Origin of the sequence: Paenibacillus athensensis, assembly GCF_004514475.2 — a bacterium.
GTDB classification, from domain to species: Bacteria; Bacillota; Bacilli; order Paenibacillales; family NBRC-103111; genus Paenibacillus_AL; species Paenibacillus_AL athensensis.
Window position 1 is genome coordinate 539,494 of the sequence record NZ_MYFO02000001.1, and the last position, 12,832, is coordinate 552,325.

Sequence of the window (12,832 nt, forward strand, 5' to 3'; positions counted from 1 at the left end):
CACCATCCAGAACACCGATGAATTCCCGGACCGGCTGTCGTCTATATAAACGAAGACACAAAATGAACACAAACTAATTCGACGAAGAGGTGTTTTGAAAATGGCATTAACGTCCACATTCACAAGCTTCAACCTGCCTGTAAAAAACGTAGAACAATCGAAAGCATTCTTTACCGGACTCGGCTTCGCGCTCAATCCGCAATATCCCGATAACGAGACTTCGGTGGCTATCGTGATCAGCGACAATCTGCAGGTCATGCTGATCGATCAAGCATTTTTTAAGACGCTCACGGAGAAGGAATCCGTCGATACAAGCAAATATGCGCAGATGACGATCGCCTTGGCCTTTGAAAGCCGGGAAAAAGTCGACGAAATCGTCAATACCGCGCTCGCCTTGGGCGGAAAATTGCACGCTGATCCTGAAGATCATGGGTTCATGTATCATTGGGGCTTCGTCGACCTGGACGGCCACCTGTGGGCCATTAACTATATGAATACAGATGCGGCACAAGGTTAAGGCTATCGGAACGCACGCTCGCAATAAGGTTTAAAAAGAAAGACGCCGGGCATCTTCCCCAGCGTCTTCTTCGTGATTAGTTTTGTTCGGTATAGGCTTTGAAATTGTTCAGGATGGCTTGCCAGCCTGCTTGCTGGAACTCGACGGGATTGGAGTTTTCCGCGTCGAACGTTTCAATGACCTCCGTCTCATTGCCTTGATCAACGAAAGTAATATCAACTCTTCTTCCGTCTTCCATGGCGTAGCCAATCGCCTCATGCCGATTCACGACATCGTAGACACCGCCAAACTCAAAGCCCATGCTGCCATCCTTCGCTTCCATCCGTGTCACAAACTTGCCGCCGACCCGCAGGTCGTTTTCGGCTCTCGGCGCATGCCAGTCCTCGGACGCTTGATTCCACTTTGTGATGTGCTCCGGCTCGCTCCAATAGCGCCATACCTTCTCGACAGGGGCTTGAATGACGGCTTGTACGGTTACTTTCGTCGGTTGATTGGTTTCCATTTTAAATCGACACCTCTTTCATCCTATTCGTCGTTTGGTTACTTTCAATCATATAGACGTAAACCAATGACGAAATTCATCGGTCTATTCGCTCAGGCAGCCCAAATCGCGAAAATAATGGCGTATGAATGAAGTTTTGAACGTGCAGGATTTGATTTTCTTTGGTTTCGATGACATGGATGCCCCAGGGGACCAGGCCAGAGCCCATCTCTTTGTCCGGCATATACTGGGCCAAAGCCGGATAACCGCCATTCACCGCAACGGGTACAAATCGCGAACCTTCGCAATGCCAGCGGGTAAGCGAATAAAAGGCGGACAAATCTTCCTTGCCGCGAATCCACATCTCGAAGGGCGGCATCGACATGCAGCCTTCCTCGTGGAACAACGCGACGAGCGCAGCAATATCGAATTGCTCGAAGGCCTCCACATATCGGGCCAGCAGCTGCTGCTCCGGTTGAACGTCCATGCTGCTAAGCTCATCCGAGCGTAGCTGCGCCCGATCCATCGTCTCCCGGGCTCGTTGCAGGGCACTGTTCACTGCGGCCGGCGACATCGCCAACGTTTCCGCGATCTGCTTGGAGGACCATTCAAATACATCCTTCAAAATAAGCACCGCGCGTTGCCGCGGAGGCAAGGTCTGCAAAAGAGCGATGAAGCACAATTTAAGGGTATCCTTGCGGACGAGCCGATCCTCCGGATTGCCCCCAAAGTCGGGAGACGGCCAGATCCAGGCAGAGTCCGGCAACGTGTTGCGCGGCTCGACGATAGCGCCAGCCGGATCGAACAAATCCACAGGGAGCGCGCGGCGTTTGGATTGCCGCAGCTTGTCCAGGCACAGATTGGAGGCGATCCGATAGACCCAGGTTTTAAACGAGGAATCTTGTCGGAACGTGCTCCAGCTCTGCCAGACTCGAATGCTCGTCTCCTGAACGGCATCATCCGCATCGTCCATGGAGCCTAACATACGGTAACAAAACGAGGTTAAGCCCGGCTTCAAGCTTGCAAATAAGGGTTCGTCAAATGCGGTCTCGTTCATTGCGGCCTCCCATAACGATCGCCCCGAGGGGCAGTACCTTCATTATATGCAATGAAACGGACAACCTCAATAGGACGGCGATCTAAATTAAAGTGTGGCCGCCTTCCACATGCAGCACGGTTCCGGTCACAAAGCTATTTTCGATCACATATAACACGCTTTGCGCGACGTCTTCCGCTTGTCCCACTCGTTTCACCGGGAGCTTGCCGGCCACGGTTGCATAAAATTGCTCGCGGGCGTCTGCGGCCATCTTGCTGCGTGAAGGCGTATCGATAATACCGGGTGAGATGATATTCACTCGGATCGGCGCCAGCTCCAGAGCCAGCGTCTGGCCAAGATTCGATACGGCAGCATTCACTGCGCCAAGTACCGATGAACCGGCCATTGCTTTGTAAGCAACAACACCTGAGAATAAGGTGATCGAACCGAGCGGCGAAATGCAGGGTGCGCCATATTTCGCTGCATAATATTGGCCCCAGAATTTGTTTTCAAACAATGTCCGGGCTTGGGCGGAATCCGTATGCAGGAACGAACCGCCCGATGTTTCAGCGGCGCTAACGACCAGATGATCGAAACGACCGATTTTTTCAAAAAAAGCTTGCACTTGCGCCTCGTCAGTCATATCCAGCTGAACCGCGGTTATTGGGCCCTGCAGCTTCTCTTTCGCTTGTTGTAATTTCTCTTCAGAACGGCTGGCGATGACCACTTCCGCCCCGCGCTCCATCGCTTGCTTGGCTGTCTCCAAGCCGATACCGGAGCTTCCGCCGATAATGACCACTCTTTGATTGTGTAACATGAGATGACCTCCATCCTTTTTCTGATTGGCTTTGCGTTAATCTTACCCTGCTATTATATATACAGTAATTTCATTTAGGGAAGTAGTGATGTTTTTTTCATATAGTTTCCGAAATGATACTATTGTGATACAATAAGCTCCATCAGAAAAAAATTCGGTTGGAGGCTATGCCGATGAGTATGCTTGAGCCCATAGAATTGACAAAAGGAACTCCCGGCGAGCCTTGTCCCATTGCCAAAACGCTTGACGTGATCGGGACCAAGTGGACGTTTCTCATTATTCGCGACCTGCTTATTGAAGGAACGCTGCGATTCAGCGATCTGCTGAAATCGATGGAGGGGATAAGCCCCAAAACCCTCTCGCTCAGGCTGAAGGAGTTGGAGACTCATGGCGTTGTGGAGCGCAGGGTATTTCCGGAGGTTCCGCCGCGCGTGGAATATACGTTAACGGAAAAAGGGGAACGATTAAAGGGGATTTTTATCGAATTAAAGAGATTTGGTCTGGATTTATAAAATAAAAAAAAGCTCACGAGCCCGGAGCTTTATATTTCAGCAAATACAAGCATACCAACGTTGCGCCAAACGCCCACATCCATAGCAGATTAAAGCCGACAAAAAACAAAAATGTCATTGTGGCACCACCTTCAGTATTGAATCAACCACGTATGCACCGTGAACTGTGCAGCTGCGTACAGCAGGATCAGCCCGGCCCACAATAAGATAGGTCTCGTCCAGTGAAGTTTCATTCTCTTATTCCCCCTCTTATACGTTTACTATACCGATAAATCGCTGCCCGTTGTACCCTTAATTCATGCCTGGAACCAAACTAAAAACTCCTATAACCGGTATAGGAGTTTTTCCTTGCTGCGGCACCCGCAGGATATGATCTAGGACGGTTCCGCTTCGTCAAGCAAGCCCTTGCGTTGGGCGAATTGGGCGGCTTCCTTGCGGTTTTTCGTGCCCAGCTTTTTGTTAATATTCGTGATATGATTGGCCAGCGAATGCTCCTCAATCTGCAGCAGCTCCAGAATCTGCGCCGTGGACCGGCCCTCGGCAACCAGACCGAGCAGCCGTTTCTCCTGTGCCGTCAGCAGCTTGTTCATCCGCTCGCGATGGATGCGCATAAACTCGGAGCGGACGATCCGCGCCGAAGAAGGATGTATGCCCGCATCGTCGCGATACGCTTGGCGAATCGCCTGCGGAATATCGTGATAATCGCTGGACTTGACAATATAATTATGAGCGCCCCACAAAAAAGCTTCGCTTACCCACGCCCCGTCCTCCATAGAAGACAGCATGATCAGCTTGGCGTCGGGACGCAGCTCCAGCATGTCGCTGATCAAGGAAATGCCGTCCGGCCTTTGGTCCAGCATAATATCGAGCAGCACGACATCGACATCCAGCAGCTGGATCAGTTGGAGCGCGGCTGTACGATCGCGAGCTGCGCCGAGGAACACCAGGTCGTCGGCTTTTTCAATCATCCAGCGAATCCCCTCTATCCAATCCTCGTCGTCTTCAACCAGAAGCACGCGAATTTGTCGGCTCATTCTGTTCCTCCCTTCCCTCATCTGCCCGGGCAAAGCGCAGCGTGACCGTCGTCCCGACGCCCTCCCGGCTGCTAATATGCAGCGAGCCGCCGTGCTTGTTGATAACCCGTTCGCAATAGTGCAAGCCGAAGCCAAAATGCTGCTCGCCCGACTTGGTCGAGTACAGCATTTCGCGTACGTGGGGCAGATGCTCGCTGGGAATACCTTCGCCCGTATCGGCAAATTGCAGCAGGTCGGCATCGGGCAGCCGAATCGCTGTTACGCGCAGCTCGCCGCCGTCAGGCATGGCCTCCATCGCATTTTGCACCAGATTATGAATAACTTCCTCCATATGGACGGGATCGAAATCCAGCAGCAGCGGCGTTGGGTCCGATTCGTCCAGCAGCAGCCGAATGTCCAATTTAGCCAACAACGGCTCAAAGGCGGCAAGCACCGTTCGCACCAGCTTGATCGCATCGCCCCGCTCCGGCAGTAGCTCGATATCGGAGGTCAGCACATTCACCCGCTTCATCATTTCCATCAAATGGCTGCTGCGCTTGATAATGATGCCACTGTCCCTGATCAAACCTTCGGCTGCGCTGCGCACGGCGAACTCCTGAATTTTCTCGGAGAACAAGCGAATGGCGCCCAAATCGTTTTTCATCGCATGGCGCAGATGGCCGGCGCCGACCTGCACCGCTTCCTTGATCGCCCGCATCTCCTCGGAAGCGGCCGCGACTCGCGCATGAGTCTGCACCCGGGCCAGCAGCTCCTCTTTGGCAAACGGCTTGGTCAAATAATCATTTGCGCCGGCAGCAAAAGCTTGCAGCACCCCCTTATCCGCATTCTGGGCAGTCAGCAAAATAATCGGCAGCTCGTTCACATCGTACGTGCGGCGAATCGTCCGGCATACATCGAGCCCGGTGAGCTTGGGCATCATCAGGTCGAGCAGAACCAGATCGGGCTTGGGGCCGTCCGCCAGCCGTTCAAGCGCCTCTGCGCCGCTTTGGGCATAGGTCACTTCATAATGCTGCAGGGTCAAATAATTGATCAGCACCTGCACGTTCACAGGCTCGTCGTCGACCACGAGAATCGATATCACCGCCGCCGTATCCCCGTGATCCGGCTCCGCTGCCGTCCAAGCGACGGGTGCCGTTTCGCTGGCGATGGCTGCAGCAGGAACATACGTGCGTTCACCCGCATATTCAGGCGGCAAGTCAGCCTGCTCAGCCAGTGGCAGCGTAAAGCAAAACGTGGCGCCGCGTTGGCCTTCCGTATGCTTAACCCAAATCTGTCCGCCATGCAGCTCCACAAGCTGCTTCGTAATGGATAAACCCAGCCCGGTTCCTCCATACTCCCGTGAGATGGACGCTCCAGCTTGCTGGAACATTTGAAAAATCATGTCCGTCTGATCGGCGGCCAGCCCGATCCCCGTATCGGTCACTGCAATTTCCGCAAAGCCGTCATGCTTTACTGCACTGAGAACGACCGAGCCCGACTCCGTAAATTTGATCGCATTGCCGAGCAGATTATATAAAATCTGCTGCAGCCGGTTTTCATCCGCAACAACTGGCGGCAGATCAGGCGCGATCTCACAGGCTAACGTTAACATCTTGCTCCCGACGAGCGGCTTGACCACCTCCAGGGCCAGCTCGACAGCTTCCTGCAGACGCATCGGTTTGAGCTGCAGGGCCATTGCTTGATGCTTGAGCTGCGAAAAATCCAGGATATCGTTGACCAAATGGAGCAGCCGGCGGCCGCTGTTCACAATCATCCGTAAATTGCGCTGCAACGGCTCTGTGACCGGCCCGCCCGCTCCGTCCAGCAACGAATCGGCAATCCCGATCATGCCATTCAGCGGCGTCCGCAGCTCATGTGAGGTATTCGCCAGAAAATCATCCTTGAGCCGATCCAGTTTTTGCAAAGCTTGCGTGCTTGCCGCCAGCTCCTGCGAGTACCGCTTCAGCTGCCGCTGGTTGTCCATGATCCGTCGAACCAGAATCCAGGCCAGCGCGCCGATAAACACCAGATAGCCCAGCGGAAATAACGGCTGCCCGCGGAACAAGTGCATTTGCCAGCGAAACGAGACGCCAAACATCACCTGATACAAATCGATCATGCCAATCGCAACAAGCACCAACGAAGCCGCAAAGACCATTCGTGCCTCCGGCAGCCGACTCCGCAGCGCCGAATAGCCGATTACCGCAAATACATGCACAAGCGCGGCCAGCGCCAGCAGCATCACAAGCATATAGGCAGCGGAAGCTTCCGCGAGCTCAACATTCACAACTACCGCATAAGCCGTGACGATATAATACGCGCGCCGTCCCCATACCAAATGTCGTTCCGCCCGATCTCCAAACGTATGCAGCGCTTGAAAAAAACCATAGGCAGCAACAATCATCACATGATAAACCAGATAATAAATAAAATGAAGCGCTATTGGCGCATCGATCATCAACAGACTGATATCGGTATACGAAAATACCCAGAGCGCGGCACAACCCGCCAGCAAAGACAAATAACCGTAAGCTTGATTACGCGGAAAAAACACAAAAAACAACAATCCGGCCAATGCGATAAAAGCAAAAAACAACGCAAACACGCACAATAACCAGCCCTCTGCAATAAAAGCGCGGATCACCTCGGCTCGCGCACCCACAAACGGATGAAACCGAATGCTGGCCTGCTCATAAGGCATGCCGTAAATCCGAATATATAAGGGCTTGTCCGCCAATTCCGCCGGCAAAGCGATCATCGTCCAGCGGTCGCTGTAAAATTGCTTACGTCCATTAAACTCACCGCGCTGGTATAACAGCCGCTGATCTGCGTATACAGCAAATACTTGATAAAAATCCTCCAAAACGAGCACGGAATCGGCCTCCAGCCGCTCCGGCAGCACGATTTTGTACCACAGCATCGAGGCGTCAGCTATGCTAGCTTGCGGTGCCGTTTGCCAGTCGTCCCTGATCCAGACCGGAACGCCATTCGCATCGACAGGCGAATCGCCCTTGCGCATTTGCCAGCCTTCGTGCAAGGTCTGAATAGCAGCACCGGATGCCCGCAGCTTATCCCCCGCATCGATAGAAGCACCCGCACCCGCGACGGAAATCGGCAGCAGACAGAGGATGGCCAGCAGCAGCACAGAACGGATCGTCCAGATTGTCCAGCCCGGACCATGTCTAAGGGTTGCTCGTTGCACAGAAACTCGTCCCTTCGCTTGCAAGATTCTTCTATTATAACGCGAAAAGGACATCAGCATAATAGCTCGCCCAGATGTCCCAACAGCCTGTCGCACGCATAGGCCGAATATTCGCTCCCCGGCGTTCTTCCTGCTACCAGCTTGCTATTATCAGCAAAGCTAACGCCAAGGCCGCCACCAGCAGCGTTTCCTGATCGCTGCCCAGTCGCCAGCCCTCCAACTGACCCGCCCGCTTCCGGTCGACCAGCTCCAGCAAACGGCCTGCAAGCAAGCCTGCAGCCGCCACCGCAAAAAGCATCGTCTCCAGCTCCAGGGTGCCGGTCAAATAAGAACAAAGAAGCCCGGACCACGCTATTGCCAAGCCAATCCCGTAACACGCCAGCTTGCGTATTGCTCCACTTCGCATCCCCGATCGTTCCTCGCCAATTTGTTTTCGTTTCTTCTATTATAGGGCCATGACAATGGGCTGAACATCCTTTTCATTATAAGATTACATAATATAAGTTATGTATACATAATTCCTTTTCCTTGCTGCCAAAAGCAAACAATCCCCGACCGCCTTCCGGCATCGGGGATTGTGCAAAGAGCGATTTGCTTACGGTTGGGCGTCAAGCACGATATGACAAACCGTCAGCGGCGGAATTTCATAATTGAGCTGGTTGCCGCTAATCGCCGTAATCGGCGCGCGCTCCGTGATCGTTGGGCTGCTTTGATCGAACGCCCAGACGCGGCCCGACGTGTACGTCTGGCTGCCTCCAATTTGCAGCTGCGCCGTCATCGGATAATCGTAGTTTTTATTGATCACAATCAGATGCAGCTTGTTGTTGCTATCCTTGAACACCGAGCCGTAGATCGAGCTGTTATCGATGTCCGACGTATCGGCTTTTACTTTCGTATCGCCGTATTTGGCGCCGGAGCCGTCGTAATTGTTGTAAATTTTGAACGCAGCCGACGTATACGGCGCAGCCGAAGTATTGTTGACCATTTTCCAGTAGCTGCCCAGATAGACGCCGTATTTGCCGAAAATCCCCAGCACGTCGGCAGTGGCCATCCCTCCGGATACATGGCTTTCCCCACCGTAATTGTATTCCGTAATCGCCAGCTTCGTCCCCGGATTGAAGGCGTCAATCGATTGCTGCATCCGCGGAATCAGCGGCAGGAACGCGCTGTACCAAGTGCCAATCCAGCTGTTTTCCGTGAAGCTGGGGTCCCACAACGAACGCGGCGCTTGAATGCGCGCTTTGTTCGCTTCGATATTGTCATTGGCGTCGCTGCGCGTGATGCGGATGCCACCGCCGCTAATTTCCGGATACCAGTGCAAATCGAACACATCGAGCAGGCGCTTGCCTTCTTTTTGCGATTCAACGCGCATTTTATCGAGGTAGTAGTCGACATACCAGGCATAATTGCCCTTGACCGTGTTCCAGTCGTCAGAAGCCTGCATGTTGAGCATTTCGCTCAAGCCATAGCTGACCGGACCGAACATTTCCGCAGCCGGGTCAACAGCTTTCACGGCTTTGGCCAGCGCAATGCCTTTGTTCAATACTTCGGCGCTGCCCGGTTTGTTCGGATGCATCAGCGGATGCGTATCGTTCCATAAGCCCGGTTCATTGTCGATTTCATAACCGTGAATGCCTGTCGGCGAGGTCGCATCGCCGAACTTGCTGACGAGCAGGTTAACCAGCTCATCCTCGTATACAACATTATCGTTCAAATCAGGCGTCAGACTGAACGGCGCACCTTTAGCCGGCTTCACTTCCACCCAGCGGCTCGAAGGCGCCTTCTCGGAAGCGTCGACCGGACCGTTCAGGTCGTTGGCAACGTAACCGGCAGTTGGCAGCGTAATCAGCGAATACGCCTGTTTTTGCAGCGATTTCTCGTGAAAAGCGGTGATGCCGATGCCGGGAATGCCGACATCCGACGTCGGAACTCCGCCATAGTACCACGGCACAAAGCCATCGCTCGATTGCATCCAGTCCGTTCCGGCATTGGAAGCATTGTTTTCCCAGTTGTACGTCGACAGCCTGTTGCCGCCGATCCGGCGGGCCGTAAAGCCTTCGGTATCGGTCAAATCGTCATTCGTTCCGTAAATGTAAGGACTGATCGGCGCACGTTCCGCTTCCGGATCCACGGTGAACGATACGTTGAACGGACCGCTTGGCGTGAACACCGTGTTCAACCGGAGCAGCTCGCTCCAGACGCCGGACGTCGCGCCGTCCTTCGCCCGAACGCGATACGTATGGGAGGTGCCGCCAGTCAAGCCGCTATGCATATAGCTTGTTGCCAGTCCGTTATCCACCAATTGACCGTCGACCTCCAGCTCATAGCCGGTGATCTCTTCGGGCACCGCATTCCAGCTCAGCGCAATTTGCTGTTCGCCCGTCGTCGCCCGAACATTGATCGGAGCGGGCAGGTTTTGCTGGCCGGTCGTTTTGACAGTCAAAGGTTGACTCCACAAGCTGACATTCGCGCCCTTGCGGCTGCGCACCTGATACGTATGGCGCGTGCCCGATTTGAGATAAGCATCGGTGAACGCAGCGGTCTGCACATTCTCATTCAGCGTCCCGTCGGCCAGCACCTCATAGCTGTCTGCACCAGCCACCGCATCCCAGCTCAAGGTGACGCTGGTGTCAGCCGGCACTGCAGCAACATTCACCGGAAAAGCCGGGATATCCAGCAGCTCCGGCTCGCTGCCGCCAACGAGCGTACCGTTCATATACACCGGCGTGCGGCTCGTTTCGGCATAAGTCGCGCTGTTGATAAACGAAAAGTCATCCGTTTGCGTAAAAGAGGTCCAGCCCTCCTTGTTGATCCACGTGTATACGCCTGCTTTCGCCCCGGGGTTCAGTTGGCCCGCCCCCTCAGTAAAGCCGATTTCCAGATAATAGTCGGCGGCGGCTGAAGGAATCGGCATTTTGACGAACCGCGTCGTCACATTCGCAGCAGCTGTCGTGGCCCAAAAGCCGATCGCCAGCGGCTTCTCGCCATTGATGGTGAAGTAGTAGCGCAGCTTGAGCGTATTCAGCGCAATCGGCTGTCCCGTGATGTTGTAAAACTCGAATTCGGGACTGATCATTTGCGTGCTTGCGCTCGTGCCCGTCTTCACCGTCATCTTGACCGGCGAGCTGCCCGGCGCGAGCGCCGTCCGCACAGCCAGCGGAGCCGACCAGGCTCCGGGACCGCCGGCGTCGACAGCGCGTACGCGATAGCTGTGCGCTGTGTCCGGCGTCAGCCCGCTGTGCGTATATGCCGCATCGGCCACCTGTGCCGCGACCGTGCCGTCGGCTTCCACCTCGTAGCCGGTCGCGCCGCTGACCGCGTTCCAGCTCAGTGCAACGGCATCGCTGGCCGCTGCAGCAGTCAGCCCGCCGGGAGCCGGCAGCGTCGGATTGCCACCGCCGTCTCCTCCCGAATTGCCGCCGCCATTGCCGGCGCCGACCTGAAACGTCGCCGCTCCGGCGTGCCAGTCGTACATGCCGTTCCAGCCCGCCCCGAAAATTCCGATGCTGATGGTATACGTTCCTACCGCCGCTTGGGCCGGAACCTGCCACGTAAATGGCAGCGAACGGGTCACGCCCGCTTCCACCGCGATGTTATCGATAAAAGCTTGATGCACCTTGTTCATCTGCGGATCAAAAATTTCCACATCAACCAGCAAATCAGCCGCTTGCTCCATATCGATCTGGACCGTCACTGACGCAGAGCCTCCTGCATCGACCGATCTCGCGCTGACTGCAGCCGTCGTCACGACTGCGGGAGCCGTATCGTCTGCGGAAGCGTGCGTTCCGCTCAGCCCCATGCTGCCGAGCAGCAGGACCGCAGCCAGCATCAGCGCCGGCCAGCGTCCTTTTTTCTTTTTTTCAAAACCAGACATCGTTTGTCTCCTCTCCGTATCGGAACTTTCTAAACAACGGTTCCCATTGTAACAAAAAACTTCCGCGAGGTATGTGTGATCTCACACATTTGATATAGGCCGAAAGAACTAATTATCCAATGGTTTATTTTAAAAACAACAAAAAACCTCTTGCGAGGTTTCCTGTCCGGCGGCTCTACAGCTCTTGCTCGTCCATCGCATACGCTTCCTGGTCGATCCGCGCATTCAAATGACGCGCCCGCTGCAAATCCAATTTATAGCTGACAAAATCGCCCAGCTCCTTGTGGGCCTGACTGCGAAAATAATACAGCCGCGCATCCGTTTTCAGCTGCCGCTCGGCCGTGTTCAGCCGCTCCAGCGCAGCGCGCGCGTGCTTCAGCGCTAGCTCCGTGCGCCCCATATACAGCAGCAGCCGGGTTAATGGCGCATAGCCAAGTTCAAACGCCTGCTGGAAATCGGCCAGCGCAGCTTCATAACGCCGCAGCCGGAAATGGGCCACGCCCCGGCAATACGCATAGCGGCTGTCTTCAGGCGCCAGCTCAAGCGAGCGGGTTAAATCGAGCAGCGCCGCTTCATCCCGCCCCAGCCGCAGGCACGCTTCGCCGCGCAGCCCATACGCCCGAGCCGATGCCGGATGATACGCCAGCAGCCGGTCCATCGACGCCAGCACCTGCTCATAACGCCCCGCTTCCGCATGCAGCCGGCCGAGCCGGTAAATCAGATCCGGATGCTCCGGCTCCAGCTCCAGTGCCCGCAACAAATCGGCCAGCGCCCGCTCCACATCACCCTTGCGACTGTAAATATCGGCGCGATAAGCGAACATGTTGCACACATCCGCGCTGTTTGAACACTCGAAATCAGCCAAAGCCCGGTCGTAATCGCCGAGCAGGTAATAGCACATCCCCCGGCAATTAATCACATGCCGCATCCCGGGGTCCAGCCGCAAGCAACGCGTAAAATCAGCCGCCGCCCGGTCATACGAGGAGCTGTCATACAACGCCAGCCCGCGAAAGTAATACGCCTGGGCATCCGTGGGATGCAGCGTTATCGCATGGGTAATCCGCTCGATCTGCACAGCAGCCGGTTCGGTTTCCCGCAGCTTGCTGAAATAAAGAAACGAATTTGCGTGCACCTGCCGGGACCATTCATATTTCATGATTTCCACTACAGAAAGGAGCCGATCCTTCATTAGCGTTACCCCTTCCACTATCCGACTTGACGCAGCCGGCCCGATGCTGTTGATCGTCTCTGCTTACTTTCATTATAGCGATTTAGTGGAGGTTTGCCATTGTGTCCATCCGTAAAATCGATAAAAATCACAAAAAAGCACGTTACCAGGTAACCTGCCTTTTGTCGTTGTCGCATTCGAGATACAAATAA

At 54.7% G+C, this 12,832-nt stretch carries 10 protein-coding genes; 2 read left to right on the forward strand and 8 right to left on the reverse strand.

Going from position 1 to position 12,832, the window contains the following annotated elements; genetic code table 11:
* Window positions 1-100: 100 nt before the first annotated feature.
* Entirely contained in the window at window positions 101-517 is a 417-nt protein-coding gene (locus tag B5M42_RS02460) for a VOC family protein (protein WP_134748638.1), read from the forward strand.
* A 76-nt stretch (window positions 518-593) separates the two neighbouring features.
* Here B5M42_RS02460 and B5M42_RS02465 read toward each other — a convergent pair whose 3' ends face one another.
* From B5M42_RS02465 to B5M42_RS02475, 3 genes are all read right to left on the reverse strand, one after another.
* The gene (locus tag B5M42_RS02465; RefSeq protein ID WP_134748636.1) at window positions 594-1,019 is read right to left on the reverse strand and encodes an SRPBCC family protein; all 426 of its coding nucleotides are present in this window, start codon (window positions 1,017-1,019) and stop codon (window positions 594-596) included.
* A gap of 76 nt (window positions 1,020-1,095) precedes the next feature.
* Complete coding sequence (locus tag B5M42_RS02470; protein WP_134748634.1) at window positions 1,096-2,055, reverse strand: sigma-70 family RNA polymerase sigma factor; 960 nt, start codon at window positions 2,053-2,055, stop codon at window positions 1,096-1,098.
* Between the two features lie 82 nt (window positions 2,056-2,137).
* Window positions 2,138-2,851: an SDR family oxidoreductase gene (locus B5M42_RS02475; RefSeq protein ID WP_134748632.1), complete on the reverse strand. Its 714-nt coding sequence runs from the start codon at window positions 2,849-2,851 to the stop codon at window positions 2,138-2,140.
* Between the two features lie 173 nt (window positions 2,852-3,024).
* On the opposite strand from B5M42_RS02475, the gene B5M42_RS02480 reads away from it, so the two are divergent.
* A complete protein-coding gene (locus tag B5M42_RS02480; protein ID WP_134748630.1) occupies window positions 3,025-3,363 on the forward strand; it encodes a winged helix-turn-helix transcriptional regulator in 339 nt (112 codons plus the stop codon).
* Window positions 3,364-3,737: 374 nt separating this feature from the next.
* On the opposite strand, the gene B5M42_RS02485 is transcribed toward B5M42_RS02480, so the two are convergent.
* The 5 genes from B5M42_RS02485 to B5M42_RS02505 form a co-directional block, all read right to left on the reverse strand.
* A complete protein-coding gene (locus tag B5M42_RS02485) occupies window positions 3,738-4,397 on the reverse strand; it encodes a response regulator transcription factor (RefSeq protein ID WP_167689505.1) in 660 nt (219 codons plus the stop codon).
* Complete coding sequence (locus tag B5M42_RS25460) at window positions 4,366-7,578, reverse strand: ATP-binding protein (RefSeq protein ID WP_167689503.1); 3,213 nt, start codon at window positions 7,576-7,578, stop codon at window positions 4,366-4,368. Before B5M42_RS25460 ends, B5M42_RS02485 begins: the two co-directional genes overlap by 32 nt.
* Before the next feature lie 133 nt (window positions 7,579-7,711).
* Window positions 7,712-7,984 carry a hypothetical protein gene (locus B5M42_RS02495; protein ID WP_134748625.1) on the reverse strand — a complete coding sequence of 91 codons (273 nt, stop codon included), beginning with the start codon at window positions 7,982-7,984 and terminating at the stop codon, window positions 7,712-7,714.
* 189 nt (window positions 7,985-8,173) lie between these two features.
* Window positions 8,174-11,452 (reverse strand): glycoside hydrolase family 44 protein, encoded by a 3,279-nt coding sequence (locus tag B5M42_RS02500; protein ID WP_134748623.1) that lies wholly within the window; start codon window positions 11,450-11,452, stop codon window positions 8,174-8,176.
* 175 nt (window positions 11,453-11,627) lie between these two features.
* Window positions 11,628-12,641, reverse strand: coding sequence for a tetratricopeptide repeat protein (locus B5M42_RS02505; protein WP_134748621.1), 1,014 nt, complete (start codon window positions 12,639-12,641; stop codon window positions 11,628-11,630).
* Between the last annotated feature and the right edge of the window lie 191 nt (window positions 12,642-12,832).

Coding starts and splice junctions, on each gene's coding strand:
- B5M42_RS02460 (WP_134748638.1), top strand. CDS start 101: ATGGCATTAACGTCCACATTCACAAGCTTCAACCTGCCTGTAAAAAAC.
- B5M42_RS02465 (WP_134748636.1), bottom strand. CDS start 1,019: ATGGAAACCAATCAACCGACGAAAGTAACCGTACAAGCCGTCATTCAA.
- B5M42_RS02470 (WP_134748634.1), bottom strand. CDS start 2,055: ATGAACGAGACCGCATTTGACGAACCCTTATTTGCAAGCTTGAAGCCG.
- B5M42_RS02475 (WP_134748632.1), bottom strand. CDS start 2,851: ATGTTACACAATCAAAGAGTGGTCATTATCGGCGGAAGCTCCGGTATC.
- B5M42_RS02480 (WP_134748630.1), top strand. CDS start 3,025: ATGAGTATGCTTGAGCCCATAGAATTGACAAAAGGAACTCCCGGCGAG.
- B5M42_RS02485 (WP_167689505.1), bottom strand. CDS start 4,397: ATGAGCCGACAAATTCGCGTGCTTCTGGTTGAAGACGACGAGGATTGG.
- B5M42_RS02495 (WP_134748625.1), bottom strand. CDS start 7,984: ATGCGAAGTGGAGCAATACGCAAGCTGGCGTGTTACGGGATTGGCTTG.
- B5M42_RS02500 (WP_134748623.1), bottom strand. CDS start 11,452: ATGTCTGGTTTTGAAAAAAAGAAAAAAGGACGCTGGCCGGCGCTGATG.
- B5M42_RS02505 (WP_134748621.1), bottom strand. CDS start 12,641: ATGAAGGATCGGCTCCTTTCTGTAGTGGAAATCATGAAATATGAATGG.